This window comes from Actinomadura sp. KC345, from assembly GCF_004348515.1.
In the GTDB taxonomy this organism is placed as follows: domain Bacteria; phylum Actinomycetota; class Actinomycetes; order Streptosporangiales; family Streptosporangiaceae; genus Spirillospora.
This window is the reverse complement of sequence record NZ_SMKH01000019.1, coordinates 26,920-48,390: the sequence shown is the minus strand read 5'-3', so window position 1 is coordinate 48,390 and position 21,471 is coordinate 26,920. Positions and strand designations below refer to the sequence as shown.

Sequence of the window (21,471 nt, the reverse complement as noted above, 5' to 3'; positions counted from 1 at the left end):
GGGCGGGCGGCGCCCCGGGGGTCATCGCTCCAGGAGGTCCAGGAGCCGCCGCCTCAGCGCTTCGAGCTGGTCCGCGTCATAGATCGCGGGGTCATGGCTCACCACTTCCCAGAGGCCCTCGGCCGCGAGCCGGACCACCATCGCCGTGCCCGGGTCGGGGTCCTCCGCCGGGGAGCGGCCGTGCCAGCGCCGCATCGCCTCGTTCAGCGGCTCGGCCTGCTCCGGGTCCGCCGCGGCGGCCGTGATGGCCGACCACCGCCGGTAGGCGCGGGCCTCGCCGGTGAGGATCTCGAACGTGGCCTCGACGTAGGCCCGGGTGTAGGCGCCCGGCGTGCCGTCCCCGTAGGAGCCGATGTAGGAGGCGATCAGGTCGTCGAACTCCTCGATGACCCGTGCCACCATCGCCCGGACGAGCGCCTCCTTGGTGGGGAAGTGGTAGAGCAGCCCTCCCTTGCTGACGCCGGCGCGGTCCGCGACCGCGGTGAGCGTCAGCGCCTGCGTCCCCTGCTCGGAGAGGACGGCTTCGGCGGCGTCCAAGAGGGCTTCCTTCATCATGACCGTTCTACTGTACCGGCTGGACGGTATAGATCGTAACGGCGGACCCGCCCCGGCCATTCCCCGGCCACCCACAAGGGAACACGAGCGGCGTGGATACTGTTGACCCCGTGGTGACCTACCTCGACCATGCAGCGACGACCCCGATGCTGCCCGAGGCCATCGAGGCGATGACGGCGGAGCTGCGCGAGCTCGGCAACCCGTCCTCGCTGCACGCGGTGGGCCGGCGCGCCCGCCGGGTCGTCGAGGAGTCCCGCGAGATCATCGCCGAGGCGTTCGACGCCCGGCCGAGCGAGATCGTGTTCACCTCCGGCGGCACCGAGGCCGACAACCTCGCGGTCAAGGGTCTCTACTGGGCCCGCCGCGCCGCCGATCCCGCCCGCACCCGCGTCCTGGCCGGCGCCGTCGAGCACCACGCCGTCCTGGACACCGCCGAGTGGCTCGCCGGCCACGAGGGCGCCCAGGTCGAGTGGATCCCCGTGGACGAGCAGGGCCGCGTCCGGCCGGAGGCGCTGCGCGAGGCGCTGGGCTCCGGGGACGACGTCGCTCTGGCGACCGTGATGTGGGCCAACAACGAGGTGGGCACCGTCCAGCCCGTCGCCGAACTGGCCGCCGCCGCCCGCGAGCACGGCGTCCCCCTGCACACCGACGCCGTGCAGGCCGCCGGGACGCTGCCCGTCCGGTTCGCGGCGAGCGGCGCGCAGGCGCTCACCATCACCGGCCACAAGCTCGGCGGCCCGCTCGGTGTGGGAGCCCTGCTCCTGGCCAAGCCCAAGGAGCCCGTCTTCCTCGACCCGGTCCCGCTACTGCACGGCGGCGGCCATGAGCGCGACGTCCGGTCCGGGACGCTCGACACGCCCGCCATCGCGGGGTTCGCCGCCGCCGTCCACGCCACGGTCGCGCACCGGGAGGCCGAGGCGCACCGCCTCACCGAACTGCGCGACCGGCTGATCGAGGCCGTCCGCGCCGCCGTGCCCGACGCGATCCTGAACGGCGACCCCGTCGACCGGCTCCCCGGCAACGCGCACTTCTCCTTCCCCGGCTGCGAGGGCGACGCCCTGCTCATGCTGCTGGACGCGCACGGCATCGCCTGCTCCACGGGTTCGGCGTGCTCCGCCGGCGTCTCCCAGCCCAGCCACGTCCTGACGGCGATGGGCACCGGCGCCGAACGCGCCCGCGGCTCGCTGCGCTTCAGCCTCGGCCACACCTCCACCGAGGCCGACGTGAAGGCCCTCGCCGACGCCATCGGCCCCGTCGTCGAGCGCGCACGCCGCGCCGGTCTCTCCTGACCCGCGTTTGACCGTCCCTTGAACGGGGACAGCGTTGCCGTCCTCTTGGAAGGTGGCGCGATGGCGACTGACAGCACGATGAAGCGAGCGGGCCGCAAGGCCGCCGGACATCCGTCGCTTCATCTCTTGTCCCGGGTGGGCCTCGTCGCCCGCGGCCTCATCTACCTGCTCGTCGGCTGGCTGGCGCTTCAGATCGGATTCGGCGGCGGCGGGCAGGCCGAGCGGAAGGGCGCCCTCCAGATCGTCGCGGACGGGCCCGGCGGCACCGCCGTCCTGTGGCTGATGGCGGCCGGTTTCGCCGCGCTCGCCGTCTGGCAGCTCGCCGAGGTCCTGTACGGACGCCCCGTACCGGACGGCGACAAGCCCACCGAGCGGGTGGGGTCGGCCGCCCGCGGCCTCGTGTACACGGCCGGTGCCGCGGCGACCCTGGGATTCCTGCTCGGGCACCAGGGCACGTCGAGCGATCAGCAGTCCAGGACGTTCACCGCGCGGGCGATGGCCGAGACCGGCGGACGCTGGCTCGTCCTGGCCGTCGCGGCGGGCTTCCTGGTGTGGGGCGTGGTGACGGTCGTCAACGCCGCCCGCCGGGCGTTCCTGGACGAGCTGGACACCGGCCGGATGAGCCGGGCCGCGCGCCGCCTCGTCCAGCCGTTCGGGATCACCGGCAACGCCGCACGCGGTCTCGTCGGCGCGGGCGTCGGCGCGTTCCTCGCCTACGCCGCCGTCACCTTCCAGCCGGACAAGGCGAAGGGGCTGGACGGAACCCTCCGCGAGTTCGCCGCGACCCCGGCCGGGGCCTGGGGTCTGGTCGCGGTGGCCGCGGGCCTCCTGATCTTCGGCCTGTACTCCCTCTGCGAGGCCCGCTGGCGCAAGGTCGACGCGTCCCGTTGAGGTGGGGCGTCAGGGCTGGTAGGGGGCCAGGGCGCGCCAGCCGGGGTCACTGGTGGAGGCGACCTTGGCCTTGCCCTCCGGCCAGCCCGCGGCGAGCTGGTCGAGCTCGGAGATGACCCCGGAGTCGGGGTCGGCGTAGAGGTGGAAGACCCGCAGGCCGTCACCGGTCTCGCGGACGGCGAGGACCGCGCGGTCGCCGAGCCTGGTGAGCTTCTTCTCGAACGCGCGCAGGGCGCCCGACGACGGCTCGACGGGGAGCCGGTCGGGGTTGCTGTTGGCGTACGGGACGCTGATCGCCACGTGCAGGTCGCAGAGCGGGTAGTCCTGGCGGTGCAGCGGGAACCGTGCGCCGAGGCGGGCCGGGTGGCCGCGCGGCGTGCGGCCCTCGCCGGTGAGCCACGCGGGCTCGGTGAACGGCTCGGCGATCTGCTCGACCACCGCGGCCAGCATCGACGGCGGCAGCGAGTCGATCGGCGCCTCGGTCGCGATGGTGATCTCGCCGATCCAGCGGGCGACGTCGTCCTCTCCGAGGGCCCAGTGCAGGACGTTCAGCGCCACCTGGAGCTGCTGCTCCTCGGCCACGAACAGGAAGTCGGGATGGTAGGCGCTGACATGCACGCGTGCCCGGTCGGTGTCGGCGCGCATGCCGAGCCGGACGTACTCCAGGTCGAACTCGTGGTCGCCGAGGACGAGGTCCTGGGTGAGCATCTCGGCGTCGGGCTGGCGCGCGGGATGGAAACTCCACCCGCCGGCCGCGCTCTTGGTGGCGGGCGCCGAGCGCGCCCAGCGCTCGGTCAGCCCGCGCAGCTCGGGGTCGCCGCCGCCGGTCACGGTGAGGGACGGCGACCGGTCGTCGGTGCCGCCGATCTCCCACTGGAGCCCGGAGTGGATCTTGTGGACGCGGCGGGACAGCTCCTCGATCGCCTCGGCGGACAGCCCCTCACCGGGCGTCTCCGCCTCGGGCTGGTCGGGCCCGGCCGACAGCGAGGCCTCGATCGTCGGGCGGGCCTGCGCCCACCACTCCCAGAACTCGCTGATCGCGGGCGGCGTCACGACTGGCGTCTCGCGCGGACGACGGAAGATTCCCATAGCGGCCCCAATCGTACGCGGAAATGAGAACGGAGGACCGGGCCACGCCGCGTACGCTCGAAGGACTATGACTTCGCTGCGCGTACTCGCCGCCATGTCCGGCGGCGTCGACTCCGCCGTGGCCGCCGCCCGAGCCGCCGAGGCGGGGCACGACGTCACCGGCGTCCACATGGCCCTGTCCAGCAATCCCCAGTCCTACCGGACGGGGGCGCGCGGCTGCTGCACCCTGGAGGACTCCCGGGACGCGCGCCGCGCCGCCGACGTGATCGGCATCCCGTTCTACGTGTGGGATCTCGCCGAGCGCTTCCACCGGGACGTCGTGGAGGACTTCGTCAGCGAGTACGCGGCGGGCCGCACCCCGAACCCGTGCCTGCGCTGCAACGAGAAGATCAAGTTCGAGGCGCTGCTGGACCGCGCGATGGCGCTCGGCTTCGACGCCGTCTGCACCGGCCACTACGCCCGGCTGGACGCCTCCGGCGCGACCCCCGTCCTGCGGCGCGGCGTCGACGAGGGCAAGGACCAGTCGTACGTGCTGGCGGTGTGCACGCCCGAGCAGCTCGCGCACGCCCTGTTCCCGCTCGGCGACACGTCCAAGGCCGACATCCGGCGGGAGGCGGAGCGGCGCGGCCTCCAGGTGGCGGACAAGCCCGACAGCCACGACATCTGCTTCATCGCCGACGGCGACACGCGGGGCTTCCTGGCCGAGCGGCTCGGCTCGGCGCCCGGCCCGGTCGTCGACACCGACGGCAACGAGGTCGGTGAGCACGAGGGCGCCCACGGCTACACGATCGGCCAGCGCAAGGGGCTCCGCTTGGGCACCCCCGCGCCGGACGGGCGCCCCCGCTACGTCCTGGACATCTCCCCGGTGACCAACACGGTGACCGTGGGGCCGCGCGAGTCGCTGGACGTCCACGAGATCACGGCCGAGCGCCCGGTGTGGCTGAGCGAGCCCAGCGGCGGCCCGTTCGAGTGCGACGTCCAGCTCCGCGCGCACGGCGAGGTGTACCCCTGCACGGCCGAGCAGGACGGCGACACCCTGCGCATCCGCCTGTCCACGCCCGCCCGCGGCGTCGCCCCAGGCCAGGCCGCCGTCCTCTACGCCGAAGACCGAGTCCTGGCATCCTCCACTGTGTCCATTGCAGTGCCCTCGGCGTCGGGCGCTGGGGCGCCCTCCTTCAGCGGCCACAGCGGCGATCGCTAGCATCGCTCCGGCTCGCCTGGCGGCTCGCTCCGCGATCAGTTTCTCGCAAGCTCGAACCTGGCTTCGCACGCGATCGCAACGGCTGAGGTGAGCGATGGCTGGGCCTGCAATAGGCTCGTCATCGTGAAATTTGGTGTTTCGACGTTCGTTACGGATGACGGGGTCGCGCCGGGGGCGCTGGGGCGGGCGTTGGAGGAGCGCGGGTTCGGGTCGGTGTACCTGGCCGAGCACACGCACATCCCGGTGAAGCGCGAGTCGCCGTGGCCCGGCGGGGCGGAGCTGCCGCGGCAGTACTACCGGACGCTCGACCCGCTCGTCGCGCTGTCGGCCGCCGCGACCGCCACCGAGCGGCTGCGGGTCGGCACTGGGATCGCGCTGATCGTCCAGCGGGACCCGATCCTGCTGGCCAAGGAGGTCGCCTCCCTCGACCTGATCTCGGGCGGGCGGGCCGTGCTCGGCGTCGGCGCGGGCTGGAACCGGGAGGAGATGCGCAACCACGGCACCGACCCGGCGACCAGGATGCGGCTCCTGCGCGAGCGCGTGCTGGCCGTCAAGGAGCTGTGGACGAAGGACGAGGCGGAGTTCCACGGGGAGTTCGTCGACTTCGACCCGGTGTTCTGCTACCCGAAGCCCGTCCAGGACCCGCATCCGCCCGTCATGATCGGCGGGGCGGGGCCCACGACGTTCGACCGGGTCCTGGAGTTCGGCGACGGCTGGATGCCGATCTACGGCCGCGGCACCGACCGGCTCGCGGCGATGGTCACCGAGCTGCGCGAGCGGGCGGGACGCCGGCTCCCGGTGACGGTCTTCGGGGTGCCGCGCGATCCTGGAGCGGTGGAGGAGTTGGAGGCCGCCGGTGTGGACGAGCTCCTGTTCAACCTGCCGACGCTGCCCGAGGACGACACCCTTCGCTACCTGGACCGCCTCGCGGCACTGACGTGATCACCGCGCCGCTAGGCTTCCGGGTGTGACGAGTTATCCGTGGGAGGCCGGGACGGCGACCGGGGCCGGGTCCTATCCGGGCGACGACCCGGGGGAGGCGTTGCGGACCGTCCTCGGGGAGCTGCCTGAGCTTCCGCATCTGCCGGAACTGCCCGCGCGCGGCGTCGGCGCCGACATGGTCGGCCGGACGGCCGGGCTGCTGGTCGACATGCCGGCGCGTGTGGAGCCGTCCGGCTGGCGGTTCTCCGACCGCCCGGGACGCGACACCCTCCGCTCCCGCGACCACCTCGCTCGTGACCTGGACGTCCTTGAGGAGCTCGCGGGCGGCCACGACGGGCCCTTCAAGATCCAGGTGTGCGGGCCGTGGACGCTGGCCGCCGCGATCGAACTGCGGCACGGCGACCGGGCGATCAAGGACCCGGGCGCGGTCCGCGACCTGGCCGCCTCGCTCGCCGAGGGCGCCGCCGCGCACGTCGCCGATGTCCGGCGCCGGCTGCCCGCGGCGCGGATCGTCCTTCAGCTGGACGAGCCGGGCCTGCCCGCGGCGCTCGCCGGCACGGTCCCGACCGCCAGCGGGTTCTCGCGGCTGCGGGCGATCGAGGAGCCCGTCGCCGAGGACACGCTCCGGACGGTGATCGAGACCGCCTGCGCGGACGGCGCCGCGTTCCCGATCGTGCACTGCTGTGCCCGGAACGTCCCCTACGCCCTGCTGCGCGGCGCGGGCGCGAAGGCCATCTCGGCCGACCTGCGGCTCATGCCGAAGCGCGACGACGACGCCGTGGGCGAGACGATCGAAGCCGGGACGGGCCTCCTGCTCGGCGCGGTGCCCGGAACCGACGCCGTCCTCCCGTCCCTCCAGGCGACCGCGGAACCGGTCAAGGCGCTGTGGCGGCGGCTCGGATTCCCGCCCGCCCGGATGGCGGAACAGGTCGTGGTCACCCCGGCGTGCGGGATGGCCGGCGCGTCCCCGCGCTACGTCCGCGACGCGCTGAAACGCTGCCGCGACACGGCCCGGATGCTCTTGGCCGCCGGCTGACCCTGGTGTGGCGGGGCTCGTATTGTCGGACGCGGCGGCGACAATAGGGGCATGACCATGAGCGACGGCGTTCCCACCGAGGCGCGGCAGCGGCACCTGGAGCTGAGCCGGGAGATCGACGAGGCCAACTACCGCTACTACGTCCTCGACAGCCCCGCCCTCACCGACGCCGACTACGACCGGCGGATGCGGGAGCTGCAGGAGCTGGAGGCGCGGCATCCGGAGCTGGTCACGCCCGACTCGCCGACGCAGCGGGTCGGCGCGCCGATCGTCACCGACTTCGCGACCGTCCGGCACCTGGAGCGAATGCAGAGCCTCGACAACGCGATGAACGCCGACGAGCTGGTCGCGTGGGACGAGCGTGTGGTCAAGGAGGTCGGCGAGGTCGCCGGCTACCTGTGCGAGCTGAAGATCGACGGGCTGGCCATCGCGCTGACCTACGAGGACGGGCGGCTGGTGCGCGGCGTCACCCGCGGCGACGGGCGCACGGGCGAGGACGTCACCAACAACGTCCGCAGCATCGCCGACATCCCGCACCGGCTGGCGGGCGAGGGCTGGCCGGACGTGCTGGAGGTCCGCGGCGAGGTCTTCCTCCCGGTCGAGGGGTTCGAGCAGGTCAACGCCGCGCAGGTGGAGGCCGGCAAGGACCCGTTCGCCAACCCGCGCAACGCGGCGGCGGGATCGCTGCGGCAGAAGGACCCGCGGGTCACGGCGCAGCGGCCGCTCGGCATGCTCGTCCACGGGTACGGCGCGTGGCGCGGCGGGACGCAGCCGGAGAGCCAGTCCGGGGCCTACGAGCTGATGCGCGGCTGGGGGCTGCCGGTCAGCGACCGCTACAAGGTCCTCGGCGGGATGGACGCCGTCCGCGAGTACATCGCCGAGTACGGCGAGAACCGGCACGGCACCGCGTACGAGATCGACGGCGTGGTCGTCAAGGTCGACCAGTTCTCGCTCCAGCGGCGGCTCGGGTCGACGAGCCGGGCGCCGCGCTGGGCGATCGCGTGGAAGTACCCGCCGGAGGAGGTCAACACCAAGCTCCTCGACATCAAGGTCGGGGTGGGCCGGACCGGGCGCGTCACCCCCTACGGCGTGATGGAGCCGGTCAAGGTCGCCGGGTCGACCGTGGAGCGGGCCACCCTGCACAACGAGGGCGAGGTCAAGCGCAAGGGCGTCCTGATCGGCGACACCGTCGTCCTGCGCAAGGCCGGCGACGTGATCCCCGAGATCGTCGCGCCGGTGGCCGCGCTGCGGGACGGGTCGGAACGCGAGTTCGAGATGCCGACGCACTGCCCCGAGTGCGGCACCGAGCTGGCCTACGAGAAGGAGGGCGCCGCCGACATCCGGTGCCCGAACGCGCAGTACTGCCCCGGGCAGCTGCGCGAGCGGCTGTTCTTCGTGGCCAGCCGCAACGCGCTCGACATCGAGGCGCTCGGCTACGTGGGGGCGACGGCGCTCACCCAGCCGCTGGAGCCGGATGAGCCGCCGGTCAAGAACGAGGGCGACCTGTTCCACCTGACCGTCGAGCGGCTCCTCCCGATCCGGAGCCCCGTCCTCGACCAGCGGACGGGCACCTCCAAGACCGATCCGAAGACCGGCGAGCCCAAGGTCGTGTCGTTCTTCGCGAACAAGGAGGGCGAGCCGAAGAAGACCGTCGAGGTCCTCTTCGACGAATTGGAGAAGGCGAAGAAGCAGCCGCTGTGGCGGGTGCTGGTGGCGCTGTCGATCCGGCACGTGGGGCCTTCGGCGGCGCAGGACCTGGCCCGGGAGATGCGGTCGATGGACGCGATCGCGAACGCCTCGGAGGAGGAACTGGCCGCCGTCGACGGCGTCGGCCCGGCGATCGCCGCGTCGATCAAGAGCTGGTTCGACGTCGGGTGGCACCGCGAGATCGTCGACAAGTGGCGGGCCGCGGGGGTCCGGATGCAGGACGAGGGCGCCGGAGGGCCCCGCCCGCTGGAGGGCGTCAGCGTGGTCATCACCGGATCGCTGGAGGGGTTCAGCCGCGACTCGGCGACCGAGGCGGTGCAGAAGCTCGGGGGCAAGGTGTCCGGGTCGGTGTCGAAGAAGACGGGCTTCGTGGTCGTGGGCGACAGCCCGGGGTCCAAGTTCGACAAGGCCGTCAAGCTGGGCGTGCCGGTGCTGGCGGAGGAGGGCTTCCGCGTCCTGCTGGCGGATGGGCCGGATGCGGCCAGGGAGGTGACCGTCCGCGCCGAGGAATAACGCGGAGTGTTCGGGGGGCTTTCACCAGCTTTGGGTTACTCAGGGGTACACTGCAGCTACCCAACGGTGAGGGGCGGGTACAGAATGGGCATAACGCAACGTACGCAATCGGTTTCGCGAAGTTGACCGGAGGCCGTACTCTCCCTCTCATCACGACCTACACCTGAATCTCCGGACGTAACGCCCGGGGGGCGTCCCCCGAGGTCGGGGACGCCCGGTGCCGGGGGAAGCCCCCCGAACCCCCCGAGGATGTGATGAAGGACCCGAACAACACGCGGAACACGGCGCCACGCCGCGGCTCCCCGTTGTGGATCTACTTCGTCGTCGTCATCGTGCTCGGCGTCGCCGCCTGCGCCACCGCGTTCTCCGGGCTGAGCGGGCCCGACCTGGACGCGCTCGCGAGCACGCCGGTGTTCTGGATCCTCGGCTGCTTCATCATCTTCGGCGAGCTGCGGCCGATCATCACCCCCGGCTCCACCGAGAACAACGGCGCCACGACCTCCACCACCTTCTCGTTCGCCGCGCTGCTGTACGCGGGCCTGCCGATCGCCGCCGCCCTCCAGGTCATCGCCGTCGTCACCTGCGGCATCTTCCGCGGCCGCACCCCGCACCGCATCGCCTTCAACGCCGCGCAGTACACGCTCAGCCTGGCCGCCGCCCAGCTCGTCCTCGCCCTGTTCGGCGACCTCGCCACCCCCACGGACCTGTGGGTGCCGGACGGCAGGGACCTGCCCGCGATAGCGCTCGCCGGTGCGGTCTACTTCGCCTGCAACGACACCCTCGTCGGCTCCGCCGTCGCCCTGCACGAGCGGATCTCGCTCATGAAGGCGCTGCGCTTCGACCTCGGGTACCAGGTCCTCGTGCACCTGGCGCTGCTCGGCCTGGCCCCGCTGATGGTCGTCGCGATGGACCGGTCCGCGGTGTTCGTGCCCCTGATCGTGCTGCCGTTCATCGCCGTCTACCTGAACGCCTCGGTCTCCGTCCGGCGCGAGCACCAGGCCCTGCACGACGGGCTCACCGGCCTCCCCAACCGCAAGCTCCTCATCGTCCGGACCGAGGAGGCCCTCGCCGAAGCCCGCGGCGCCGGGAAACGCGCCCAGCGCGCCGGGGCGCTCGGCAAGCACTTCCCGCTCAGGACCGAACCGCCCGGCCACCGCGCCGGCCTGTTCCTGCTCGACCTCGACCGCTTCAAGGAGGTCAACGACACGCTCGGGCACCCCACCGGCGACCGCCTCCTCCAGCTCGTCGCGCACCGCCTCACCCACAGCGTCCGCCCCGGCGACCTCGTCGCGCGGCTCGGCGGCGACGAGTTCGCGGTGCTGCTGCCGTCCGTCCGCGACGAGGCCGCCGCCCGCGAGGTCGCCGCCCGGCTCCGCGCCGCGCTCAGCGAACCCGTCCGGCTCGACGGCATGTCGTTCGACCTGGAGGCCAGCGTCGGCATCGCGCTGTTCCCCGACCACGCGCCCGACTTCGAGCTGCTCCTCCAGCGCGCCGACGTCGCCATGTACAACGCCAAGGAGGCCCGCTCCGGCGTCGAGATCTACTCCCCGGCCAAGGACCGCAACTCCCCGGCCCGCCTCAGCATGCTCGGCGACCTGCGCCGCGCCATCGACCGCTCCGAGCTGGAGCTGTTCTACCAGCCGAAGATCTCCCTGCGGGACGGCCAGCTCGTCGGCATGGAGGCCCTCCTGCGCTGGCGCCACCCCGACAAGGGCATCCTCGAACCCGCCGCGTTCCTCCCCATCGCCGAGCAGACGTACCTGATGCGCTCGATCACCCACCACGTCGTGGGGGCCGCGCTCGCCCAGGCCGCCGCGTGGTGGCGCGAGGACCTCACCGTCCAGATCGCCGTCAACGCCTCCGGACGCGACCTCCTCGACACCGGCCTCACCGAGACGATCGAGGAGGGCCTCCTGGCCCGCGGCCTGCCCGCCGCCGCCCTCCAGCTGGAGATCACCGAGCGGATCCTCATGAACGAGCCCGCCTACGCCTCCGACACCGTCGGCGCCCTCGCCGACCTCGGCATCCCGCTCAGCCTGGACGACTTCGGCACCGGCTACTCCTCCCTCGTCCGGCTCAAGCACCTCCCCGTCGAGGAGATCAAGATCGACTCCTCGTTCGTGGGGCGCCTCACCGAGTCCACCGACGACGCCGTCATCGTCCGCTCCATCGTCGACCTCGTCCGCACCCTGGGCCTGCGCTCGGTCGCCGAAGGCGTCGAGGACCCGGCCACCGCCCAGGCCCTCCGCGAGATGGGCTGCGACGCCGCCCAGGGCTGGCACTTCGGCCGCCCCATGGACGCCGAGACCGCCACCACCTGGCTCCGGGACGCCTTCCTGGCGGTCCCTTCCACCTTCGGGCCCTAGCTCGGGGGGTGAAGGCTCGGGTGGCGAAGAGAGAGGGGCCCGGTGGTACCGGGCCCCTCAGGGGTGGACGTTCCGCCATGCGGTCATGGCGGAACGCGGGTGGCGGCCGCTCTAGTTCAGCGGCCTAACGGTCGCCGGCCTAGCCGATGCGGGCCATGATCTTGGAGCCGATGGCCTTGACGACGGCCTTGAGGGTCGCGGCCGTGGTCGGGGCGGTCACGTCGTAGACGACTTCGGTGTCGCCGTGGACGGTCTTGGTGAACGTGCAGAGGGGGTTCCGGCAGACGATGAGCTTGAACTCACCCTGCACGTAGTCGTCCAGCCGGCTCTGGCACTTGGGGCACATAGGTGCTCCTCCCGTGTTTGGTTTGGTGTGGTTCACAGCGATGGCCGCTGCGCTATAGACCGTCCGAGCACGGTGATGCCGGGCAACGCCCACCGCCGGGCCTGCTCCCGGCGGGGTGGGCGGATCGGAGGGGCGCGCCGGTCGCGGTGCCGCGTAAATGCGGTCGGGTGGGTGGGGTGCGGCCAATAGGATGGGGGCTGAATCCCATCGGTCCGCAGGAACGGTTTCTCTCATGTCCGCCATCACCCGTGACGAGGTTTCGCATCTCGCCCGGCTGTCACGGCTGGCGCTCGGCGACGCTGAGCTCGATCAGCTCGCCGCCCAGCTCGACCAGATCATCTCCGCGGTCGCGCGGGTGCAGGAGGTCGCGGCGGAGGACATCCCGCCCACCTCGCACGCGCTGCCGCTGACCAACGTCTACCGGGCCGACGAGGTGCGGCCGAGCCTCGCGCCCGAGCAGGCCCTGGCCGGCGCGCCGGCCGCCGAGGAGCAGCGCTTCCGCGTCCCCCGGATCCTGGACGAGGAGGCCTGATGGAGCTGGTCGGGAAGGGCGCGGCGGAGCTCGGGGAGCTGCTCGCCGCGGGTGAGGCCTCCGCGGCCGAGGTCGCCGAGGCGCATCTGGACCGCATCGCCGCCGTGGACGGACAGGTGAAGGCGTTCCTGCACGTCGACCGCGACGCGACGCTGGCGCAGGCCCGGAAGGTGGACGAGCGGCGCGCGGCGGGGGAGCGGCTCGGCCCGCTGGCCGGGGTCCCCATCGCCCACAAGGACGTGTTCACCACGACGGACATGCCCACCACCGCCGGGTCGAAGATCCTTGAGGGGTGGCGGCCGCCGTACGACGCGACGGTGACGGCGCGGCTGCGCGAGGCCGGGCTGGTGATCCTCGGCAAGACGAACATGGACGAGTTCGCCATGGGGTCGTCCACGGAGAACAGCGCCTACTTCACCTCGCGCAACCCGTGGGACCTGGAGCGCATCCCCGGTGGTTCGTCGGGCGGCTCGTCCGCGGCGGTGGCCGCGTACGAGGCGCCGCTGTCGACCGGGACCGACACGGGCGGGTCGATCCGGCAGCCCGCGGCGGTCACCGGCATCGTCGGCATGAAGCCCACCTACGGCGGGTCGTCCCGGTACGGCGTGATCGCGTTCGCGTCGTCGCTGGACACGCCCGGTCCGTTCGCACGCAACGTGCTGGACGCGGCGCTGCTGCACGAGGCGTTCAGCGGCCACGACCGGATGGACTCGACGTCGGTGTCCGAGGCCGTCCCGCCGGTCGTGGAGGCCGCGCGCCGCGCCGACGTCAACGGGCTGCGCGTCGGCGTCGTCAAGGAGTTCGCGGGCGAGGGCTACCAGCCGGGCGTCACGGCGCGCTTCAACGAGACGGTCGAGCTTCTGGAGTCCCTGGGCGCGAAGGTCGTCGAGGTGTCCTGCCCGAACTTCACCTACGCGCTGCCCGCCTACTACCTCATCGCGCCGTCGGAGTGCTCGTCCAACCTGGCCCGCTTCGACGCGATGCGGTACGGCATGCGCGTCGGCGACGACGGCGGCCGGAGCGCCGAGGAGGTCATGGCGCTGACCCGGGCCGAGGGCTTCGGGCCCGAGGTCAAGCGGCGCATCATGCTCGGCACCTACGCGCTGTCGTCGGGCTACTACGACGCCTACTACGGCAAGGCGCAGCAGGTCCGGACGCTGATCAAGCGCGACTTCGAGGCCGCGTTCGAGCAGGTGGACGTGCTGGTGTCGCCGACCACCCCGACGACCGCGTTCCCGATCGGCGAGCGCGCCGACGACCCGGTCGCGATGTACCTGGCCGACCTGTGCACGATCCCGGCCAACCTCACCGGCAACGCCGCGATCTCCGTGCCGTGCGGGCTGTCGGACGGCCTGCCGGTCGGCCTGCAGATCATGGCCCCCGTCCTCGGCGACGACCGCGTCTACCGCGTCGGCGCCGCCGTCGAGCGGGCCCTCGAAGACCGCTGGGGCGGCCCCCTCCTGGCCCAGGCCCCGGAACTGGTGGAGGCGAAGTGACCACTCCGACCCTGATGGACTACGACGAGGCGCTGGCCAGGTTCGAGCCGGTGCTCGGCATCGAGACCCACATCGAACTGGGTACCGCGTCCAAGATGTTCTGCGGCTGCCCCACCGGGTTCGGCGCCGAGCCGAACACGCAGGTGTGCCCGGTGTGCCTGGGGCTGCCCGGTTCGCTGCCGGTCACCAACCACGCCGCGATCGAGGGCATCATCAAGATCGGCCTCGCGCTCAACTGCGACATCGTCGAGTGGTGCAGGTTCGCCCGGAAGAACTACTTCTATCCGGACATGCCGAAGAACTTCCAGATCTCCCAGTACGACGAGCCGCTGTGCGTCGACGGGTACCTGGACGTCGACGTCGAGGGCGAGACGTACCGGATCGAGATCGAGCGCGTCCACATGGAGGAGGACACCGGCAAGTCGCTGCACGTCGGCGGCACGACCGGGCGCATCCACGGCGCCGAGTTCTCGCTGGTCGACTACAACCGGGCCGGGATCCCGCTGGTCGAGATCGTCACCAAGCCGATCGCCGCGACCGGCGACAAGGCGCCGCTGGTGGCCCGCGCCTACGCGACCGAGCTGCGCGAGCTGGTCCGCTCGCTGGGCGTGTCGGACGTCCGCATGGAGCAGGGCTCGATGCGCTGCGACGTCAACGTCTCGCTGATGCCGCGGGGCGCGGCCGAGTGGGGCACCCGCACCGAGACCAAGAACGTCAACTCGCTGCGCTCGGTGGAGCGGGCGGTCCGGTCGGAGATCGAGCGGCAGGCGGGCGTGCTGGCGGACGGCGGGCGCATCGTCCAGGAGACCCGCCACTTCCACGAGGACACCGGCCGCACCACCAGCGGCCGCAGCAAGGAAGAGGCGCAGGACTACCGCTACTTCCCCGAGCCGGACCTGGTGCCGATGGCGCCGTCCCGCGACTGGGTGGAGGAGCTGCGCGCATCGCTGCCCGAGCTTCCGGCCGCGCGCCGCCGCCGCATCCAGCGCGAGTGGAGCCTCTCCGACCTGGAGCTGCGGGACGTCGTCAACGCCGGGGCCATCGACCTCATCGAGGCGACGATCGCGCACGGCTCCGACGCCCCGTCCGCCCGCAAGTGGTGGATGAACGAGCTGTCCCGCCGGGCCACCGAGCAGGGCGTCGAGCTGGCCGACCTGCCCATCACGCCCGAGCAGGTCGCCCGCATCCAGGCGATGATCTCCGCGGGGGAGCTGAACGACAAGCTCGCCCGCAAGGTGTTCGAGGGCGTCCTGGCGGGCGAGGGGACCCCGGACGAGGTCGTGGCCGCCCGCGGCCTGAAGGTCGTCAGCGACGAGGGCGAGCTCGCCTCGGTGATCGACCAGGTCATCGCCGACAACGCCGACGTCGCCGACAAGATCCGCGCCGGCAAGGTCGCCGCCGCCGGCGCCCTCGTCGGCGCCGTCATGAAGGCAACCCGAGGCCAGGCCGACGCCGGCCGAGCCCGCGAACTCATCCTGGAGAAGCTCGGCGCCTCCTAGAACGGCGGAATGATCACCCGGGCGTGCGCAAGGTCGACCGGACAACGCATACCCGGGTGATTGTCCGACCCGGTCCGTAAGCTGAGCAGGTCAGCATGGTGGGATCTCAAGGGAGTGATGATGGCGGCGCTGCCGGATGATTACTGGCTGCTGAGCATTCGTCAGCAGCCCGAGCAGATGACCGCGGCGGAGTATGAGGCCCTGCCCGAGGACATCTCGAAGATGATCGAGATCGTGGACGGCTACGTGGTCTTCTGTGAATCACCGACTCGTGAGCATCAGAAAGCGGGGCTGCGGCTGGTCACCCTGATCGAGCGTCATGCTCGCTCGGCAATGAAGCGGGGCCATGACTGCCTCGACGCGAACATCGATGTCGATCTTCGGATTAGGGACATTCCGCTCTCCAATCGCCGCCCTGACGTCATCCTCTACAGATGTATCGATCGGGGTGATCGTCTCCGGCCGGAGCATGCGCTCCTCGTCGTCGAGATCGTGTCGCCTGGATCCGAAACACAGGACACCATGGACAAGCTGGCTGAGTACGCGAAGGCGGGGATCCCGCACTACTGGATCGCACGCCTGGATGACACCGGAGTCTCGCTCATTCAGCTCTACCAGATCGACCCTGCAACCTTGCTGTACAAGCACACCGGCACGGTCATGAAGGCCGAAGCCGGAGGGCCGCCGGAGATCTCCGTCCCCATTCCGATCACCGTGGACTGGGCTGCGCTGGAGTACTGACGCGACGTCAGCCGGAGGGGGCGCCGGCGCCGTCACGGACGCCGCCGGGTGTCAGATGGCGGAGGGGCGGTGGATGTCGAGGATGTCCGTGTCCTTGTCGCGCCAGTGCGCTACGAGGGCCTGGAGATCGTGCTCGCGCATGAAGTGGTACTCCAGGAGCGTCACCGGTATCAGGGTGATGACCTGGAGTACCGAAGCCCCTGCCTCATCCCGGAAGATGTGGAAGTCGTCCGGCATGTACGGGTGGGGGAGGGCCATGAGGCCGACGACCTCGGTGTCCGGGATCAGTGGTTCGTCGTTCAGGTAGCCGCCGCCGTACTCGTGCCCCTTGCCGCTCTGCACGACCCGGTCGGCCACGACGTGGACCAGGTAGCTCGCGTCGAAGTCCTGGTCCGGCAGCGCCGAGCACACGAACCCCTCCGGCATCCGAGCCTCGACCTCCTGGAACCGGACGCCTGTGGACGCGGCGCTGACCATCTCCCTCTCCGGATGCCGGTGGAAGCCGATCGCGAATCCCCGGTTGCGCCCGCCCAAGTCCGGGGGCTGCGCGTGAGTGACCTCCCCCAGATGCCGCTCCATGTGCTCGGCGAGCCCCGTGAATCGGGATGGGTCTGTCATCCAGGCAGGTTAGCGGCCTGCGCTGACGGTGATCCTGCAATGGCCTCAGCCGAGGGGGACGTTGAGGACGCGGTCGTCGTCGCCGGCGGGGTCGCCTCGGCCGTCCTTGTTGCTGGTGGTGAACCAGAGGGAGCCGCCGGGGGCCTGGACGACGGCGCGAAGGCGGCCGTACTCGGAGTTGTAGTGGGCCTTGGGCTTGCCCGCCTTGCCGTCGTCGAGGGGGACCTGCCAGAGGCGTTCGCCCCGGAGCGCGGCGGCCCAGAGGGAGCCGTCGGCGTAGGCGAGGCCGGACGGTGATGCCTCGTCGGTCGTCCAGGTGAGGAGGGGGTCGGTGAACTCGTCGTTGTCGCTGGTGCCCTCGGCCTCGGGCCAGCCGTAGTTCTTGCCCTTCTCGATGAGGTTGATCTCGTCGTAGGTGTTCTGGCCGAACTCGGTGGCGTAGAGGCGGCCTTCGTCGTCCCAGGCGAGCCCCTGGACGTTGCGGTGGCCGTACGTCCAGACGAGGTTGCCGAAGGGGTTGTCCGGGGCGGCCTTCCCGTCGGGCGTGACGCGGAGGATCTTGCCGCCGAGGGATTCCCTGTCCTGGGACAGCCCGGTGTCGCCGACCTCGCCGGTGGCGATGTACAGCATCTTGTCGGGCCCGAACTCGATGCGGCCGCCGTTGTGGTTGCCGCCCTTCGGGATGCCGGTGACGACGGGTGCGAGGCCTCCGAGCCGGTTTCCGTCGTAGGTGGCGCGGACGACGCGGTTGTCGGACGCCGCCGTGAAGTACAGGTAGACGAGCTTGTCGCTCGCATAGCCCGGTGACACCGCGACGCCCATCAGCCCGCCTTCGCCGCCGGGCTCCACTCCGGGCACCGTCGCCACGGCCGACTTCTCGCCGGACGGGGTGACGCGCATCAGGCGGGCGCTGTCGCGTTCGGTCACGAGCGCGTCGCCGCCGGGCAGGAACGCCGCCGCCCACGGGACCTCCAGGCCGGTCGCGACCGCCTGCGGTTCGCCCGGCGCGCCGGACCCGCCGCCCGTCCCCGGCGAGCCGCTCGCGGTCAGCGGCGGCGGGGTGTACGAGCCGCCGTCCCCCTCGCCGGACGGGGACCCGCAGGCGGCCAGGAGCACCGCGGCCGAGACCAGGACGATGGACTGCCTTCGCATAGCGCCTCCCGTAGGTAGTACGGATCCGAGGGGCCCGCCGTTCCCGTCCCGGGCTCATTTCCGTCACACCGCGATACCCGCACCCGAACGCGGTCACCCGGCGTGTTGCCGGGCAGGGCGCCGCATCCGTGACGATCTGCTTTCGGACGTCCCAAACCGCCGTTCGACGAGGTCGTTTGTCGCCGGGAGGACGCCCAGCCTCAATCGCTCCGTGACCTACCGAACGTACATTGAACCTCACGGTGATCCCGTAGCGAACATTCCCATCGTCGGCAGGCCGCCCCAGCTGAGGCGGGCCGGCCGGCCGGATGGGGACGTTCGGCAGCAACGTCGCTGATCTCCGGCTGGCGAAGTCGACCGGTTCGCCGCCGACCCGCGCCGACCCCTGCGCGGGGCACGATTCATGGCCTTCCGACCGTTTTAGGCGGCGAGGGTCGTGGACCCGAACTCTTCCCTGGCGCGTGCGGCGTCTGCAGGGACCGAACGCTCCACCGGGGCAGGAAGGGACACGGCGCGATGAGCGGCGACAACGCCAGGCGGCTGCCGCCCCGTGCGCTGCCCGTCGCCATGGCCGCGGTCGTCGGCATCCTGTACGCCACCGGTTCGCTGCTGGGCTGGGGCGGGACGGCCTTCATCGCCTGGGCCGAGGCGGGCGCCGCGGGCGCCGCCGCGATCTCCCTGCTGCTGTCGTCCCGGCGGCCGGACGGGCCGGCGGACACGGCCCCCGGCGGGCTCTGGCGGGCGTCCTGGCGCTGGTACGGGATCGCCGCGGCGTCCTGGTTCGTCGGCGCCGTGGGCGGTGCCCTGACCGACGGGTACGGCCGCAGCGCCATGTCGCTGTCGGTGCCCGACCTCTTCTACCTGTTCGCCCTGGCCGCGCTGGTCGTCGGCCTCGTCGCGCCGATCAGGGTGCCCCGCGACGCGGGGACGTGGCTGCGGTACGCGGCCGACACCTACGTCTGCGCCTGCGCGCTGTTCGTGCTCGGCTGGGTCGCCCTGTTCGGGACGCTCTACCACGAGACCGGCGAGACGCCGACGGAGTTCGCGCTGGAGCTGCTGTACCCGCTCATCGGCGTCGTGTTCGTCTGCGGCGCGCTGCCGTTCGTCCTCGGCGCCGCGCGCGGGCACCGCCGTCTCGCGTGGATGGGGTACGGCGCGCTGACCGCCATCGCGGCCGCCGACATCGTGTCGACGTTCGTCCGGCTGGACGGCGGCGGGGCGGGCGACGACCCGTCCGACATCCTGCGCTTGGCCGGGCTCCTGCTCCTGCTGCTGGTGCCGTGGACGGGCACGGCCGCCGAGCCCGGGCCGCCCGTCGACGACATCCCCGAGGACGTGGCCGAGGACGCGGCCGCGACCGGCGAGGCCGGGCAGGACGCGGCGGGCCGGACCGGCGAGGAGTGCGGCCGCATGATCGGGCCCGGCATCGCGCCCGCCGCGATCGCCGCCGCGGCCGCCCTGTTCATCGCGGGCCACTCGCTCACCGGGCGGAACGGCCTCGAACCCGGCATCTCGATCGCGGCGGGAACGGCGGCGCTGGTGCTGATCGCCCGGCTGGCGGGCCTGCTGCGGGAGAACGACGAGCTGCGCCGGGCCGTCGACACCGGCGAGGAGCACTTCCGCGCCCTGTCGGAGAGCATCAACGACGCGGTGCTGATCTGCGACCTGGACGCCACCGTCCAGTACGCCAGCGCCGGGGCCCTGCGGACGTACCACTACGAGCCGGAGGAGCTGCTCGGGCGCCCGCTCCACGGGATCGTCCACCCGGAGGACCTCCCGCGCGTCCAGCAGGTGTTCTTCGACGTCCTCGACGACGAGGAGGGCGACGAGGCGCTGCGGGTGTCGTGCCGCGTCCGGGCGGCGGACGGCACGTGGCTGCCGACCGAGTCCACGATCTCGCGCTACAGCGGCTCCGACGGCGCGCCCTCGCGGCTCCTCGTCACGACGCGGGACCTCAGCGAGCAGGCGGCGCTGCAGCGCCAGGTCGCGCACCTGACGTTCCACGACGGCCTGACGGGCCTGCCCAACCGCTCCTACCTGGAGGAACGTACCCGGGAGGTGCTGTCGCGGCAGCCCTCCGGCGAGATCGCGGTCGTGTTCGTCGATCTGGACGGCTTCACCGCGGTGAACGACTCGGACGGGCACGCGGCCGGGGACCAGGTGCTTGCGCAGGCCGCCCGGAGGCTGCGCGCCAACGTCCTGTCCGACGACACGGTGGCCCGCTGGGGCGGCGACGAGTTCGCCGTCCTCGTCCAGCTTCCGCCGGACGAGAGTGAGACTCGTGCCACAGTCGAGCTCGCCGGACGGCTCCTGCGGGTACTTTCGGCCGACCCTTATCAGGTCGGCAACAAGCACATCGTGCTGACGGCGAGTGTCGGCATCGCGTTCGCCGGGGACGAGGAGCGGCCCGCGGACGCCGCCGGCGGCGACGGCGCGGAGAACGGCCGCCGGCTCCGCCGCACCGCCGCCGACCTGCTGCGCAACGGCGACCTGGCGATGGCGCGCGCCAAGGAGCTCGGCGGCGGGCGCGTCGAGGTGTACGCGCCGCACATGCACGCCGACGTCGTGCGGCGGCTGGAACTCGGCAGCGACCTCCAGCAGGCGCTGGCCGAGGAGGAGTTCGCGATCGAGTTCCAGCCGGTGGTGGACCTGGCGACGTCCCGGGTGACCGGCGTCGAGGCGCTGCTGCGCTGGTGGCGGGCGGGTGAGGCCGTGCCGCCGGAGGAGTTCATCGGCCCGGCGGAGGAGTCCGGCCTGATGATCCCGCTCGGCGACTGGGTACTGCGGGAGGCGTGCCGCGAGGTCGCCCGGTGGCGCGGCGACGCGTGGGACGTCGGCCTGTCGGTCAACTTCACCGCCCGGCAGATCGCCGCGCCCGGGTTCGTGGAGTCCGTCGCGGCGGCGCTGGCGGAGACCGCGCTGCCGCCGCAGGCCCTCACGCTGGAGGTGCGGGAGGAGGTCCTGGTCGAGGACGCGGGCCAGAACGTGGAGCGCCTGTCCGAGCTGCGCGAGCTGGGGGTGCGGCTGGCCATCGACGACTTCGGCACCGGATACGCCTCGCTCGCCTACCTCGGCCAGCTCCCGGTCGACATCATCAAGATCGATCCGTCGTTCGTGGCGGGCCTCGGGTCGGACGAGACCCTGACGCTGCTCACCCGGACGATCGTGCGGCTCGGCAGCGACCTCGGGCTGACCGTGGTCGCGGAGGGCATCGAGCGGCCCGAGCAGCTGGAACTGCTGCGCGAGATGGGGTGCCCGCGCGGCCAGGGCTTCCTCGTGGCGCGCCCGATGGCGGCCGAGCGGGTCGAGTCGCTGGTGCGGACGAACCTCGAAGCCCACGCCCAGTCCGGCGACGTCCCGCTGCCCCTCCCGGGGTGAGCGGGTCTCGTCTCAATATGCGAGAGCATGTGTCCACGGATTTGACCGGGGGCCGGACATCGGCGAAAGTGGGCTCGTGCAGAGCACCATCATCACCATTCTCGTAGTACTTGGTCGGCG

The 21,471-nt window shown here is 72.1% G+C and carries 17 protein-coding genes; 12 read left to right on the top strand and 5 right to left on the bottom strand.

The window, feature by feature from the left end:
* Positions 1–21: 21 nt before the first annotated feature.
* On the bottom strand, positions 22–555 hold the full coding sequence (locus tag E1281_RS05480) for a TetR/AcrR family transcriptional regulator (RefSeq protein WP_131876032.1): 534 nt from the start codon (positions 553–555) through the stop codon (positions 22–24).
* A gap of 113 nt (positions 556–668) precedes the next feature.
* On the opposite strand from E1281_RS05480, the gene E1281_RS05475 reads away from it, so the two are divergent.
* Both E1281_RS05475 and E1281_RS05470 read left to right on the top strand, forming a co-directional pair.
* The gene (locus E1281_RS05475) at positions 669–1,844 is read left to right on the top strand and encodes a cysteine desulfurase family protein (RefSeq protein ID WP_131876038.1); all 1,176 of its coding nucleotides are present in this window, start codon (positions 669–671) and stop codon (positions 1,842–1,844) included.
* Positions 1,845–1,904: 60 nt separating this feature from the next.
* Complete coding sequence (locus E1281_RS05470; protein ID WP_207943115.1) at positions 1,905–2,735, top strand: DUF1206 domain-containing protein; 831 nt, start codon at positions 1,905–1,907, stop codon at positions 2,733–2,735.
* Positions 2,736–2,744: 9 nt separating this feature from the next.
* On the opposite strand, the gene E1281_RS05465 is transcribed toward E1281_RS05470, so the two are convergent.
* Positions 2,745–3,824, bottom strand: coding sequence for a DUF695 domain-containing protein (locus E1281_RS05465; protein WP_131876031.1), 1,080 nt, complete (start codon positions 3,822–3,824; stop codon positions 2,745–2,747).
* 67 nt (positions 3,825–3,891) lie between these two features.
* On the opposite strand from E1281_RS05465, the gene mnmA reads away from it, so the two are divergent.
* The 5 genes from mnmA (at position 3,892) to E1281_RS05440 (ending at position 11,589) form a co-directional block, all read left to right on the top strand.
* On the top strand, positions 3,892–5,025 hold the full coding sequence (gene mnmA, locus E1281_RS05460) for a tRNA 2-thiouridine(34) synthase MnmA (RefSeq protein WP_279433594.1): 1,134 nt from the start codon (positions 3,892–3,894) through the stop codon (positions 5,023–5,025).
* A gap of 123 nt (positions 5,026–5,148) precedes the next feature.
* On the top strand, positions 5,149–5,967 hold the full coding sequence (locus E1281_RS05455) for an LLM class F420-dependent oxidoreductase (RefSeq protein ID WP_131876030.1): 819 nt from the start codon (positions 5,149–5,151) through the stop codon (positions 5,965–5,967).
* A gap of 25 nt (positions 5,968–5,992) precedes the next feature.
* Positions 5,993–7,003, top strand: coding sequence for a methionine synthase (locus E1281_RS05450; RefSeq protein WP_131876029.1), 1,011 nt, complete (start codon positions 5,993–5,995; stop codon positions 7,001–7,003).
* A 51-nt stretch (positions 7,004–7,054) separates the two neighbouring features.
* Positions 7,055–9,223: an NAD-dependent DNA ligase LigA gene (gene ligA / locus E1281_RS05445; RefSeq protein WP_131876028.1), complete on the top strand. Its 2,169-nt coding sequence runs from the start codon at positions 7,055–7,057 to the stop codon at positions 9,221–9,223.
* Positions 9,224–9,477: 254 nt separating this feature from the next.
* A complete protein-coding gene (locus tag E1281_RS05440; protein ID WP_131876027.1) occupies positions 9,478–11,589 on the top strand; it encodes an EAL domain-containing protein in 2,112 nt (703 codons plus the stop codon).
* 139 nt (positions 11,590–11,728) lie between these two features.
* Here E1281_RS05440 and E1281_RS05435 read toward each other — a convergent pair whose 3' ends face one another.
* The gene (locus E1281_RS05435) at positions 11,729–11,935 is read right to left on the bottom strand and encodes a hypothetical protein (protein ID WP_131876026.1); all 207 of its coding nucleotides are present in this window, start codon (positions 11,933–11,935) and stop codon (positions 11,729–11,731) included.
* Positions 11,936–12,167: 232 nt separating this feature from the next.
* Between E1281_RS05435 and gatC the strand changes: the two genes are divergently transcribed.
* From gatC to E1281_RS05415, 4 genes are all read left to right on the top strand, one after another.
* Complete coding sequence (gene gatC, locus E1281_RS05430; protein WP_131876025.1) at positions 12,168–12,467, top strand: Asp-tRNA(Asn)/Glu-tRNA(Gln) amidotransferase subunit GatC; 300 nt, start codon at positions 12,168–12,170, stop codon at positions 12,465–12,467.
* Positions 12,467–13,963, top strand: coding sequence for an Asp-tRNA(Asn)/Glu-tRNA(Gln) amidotransferase subunit GatA (gatA, locus tag E1281_RS05425; protein ID WP_207943114.1), 1,497 nt, complete (start codon positions 12,467–12,469; stop codon positions 13,961–13,963). The genes gatC and gatA overlap by 1 nt, the downstream gene beginning before the upstream one ends.
* Before the next feature lie 14 nt (positions 13,964–13,977).
* Positions 13,978–15,462 carry an Asp-tRNA(Asn)/Glu-tRNA(Gln) amidotransferase subunit GatB gene (gatB, locus tag E1281_RS05420; protein ID WP_131876035.1) on the top strand — a complete coding sequence of 495 codons (1,485 nt, stop codon included), beginning with the start codon at positions 13,978–13,980 and terminating at the stop codon, positions 15,460–15,462.
* Positions 15,463–15,579: 117 nt separating this feature from the next.
* Positions 15,580–16,203 (top strand): Uma2 family endonuclease, encoded by a 624-nt coding sequence (locus E1281_RS05415; protein WP_131876023.1) that lies wholly within the window; start codon positions 15,580–15,582, stop codon positions 16,201–16,203.
* Positions 16,204–16,254: 51 nt separating this feature from the next.
* Here the strand turns inward: E1281_RS05415 and E1281_RS05410 are convergent, their stop codons facing one another.
* Positions 16,255–16,821, bottom strand: coding sequence for a suppressor of fused domain protein (locus E1281_RS05410; protein ID WP_131876022.1), 567 nt, complete (start codon positions 16,819–16,821; stop codon positions 16,255–16,257).
* 45 nt (positions 16,822–16,866) lie between these two features.
* The gene (locus E1281_RS05405; RefSeq protein ID WP_131876021.1) at positions 16,867–17,973 is read right to left on the bottom strand and encodes a PQQ-dependent sugar dehydrogenase; all 1,107 of its coding nucleotides are present in this window, start codon (positions 17,971–17,973) and stop codon (positions 16,867–16,869) included.
* Positions 17,974–18,489: 516 nt separating this feature from the next.
* Between E1281_RS05405 and E1281_RS05400 the strand changes: the two genes are divergently transcribed.
* On the top strand, positions 18,490–21,351 hold the full coding sequence (locus tag E1281_RS05400) for a GGDEF domain-containing protein (protein WP_131876020.1): 2,862 nt from the start codon (positions 18,490–18,492) through the stop codon (positions 21,349–21,351).
* Positions 21,352–21,471 lie beyond the last annotated feature (120 nt).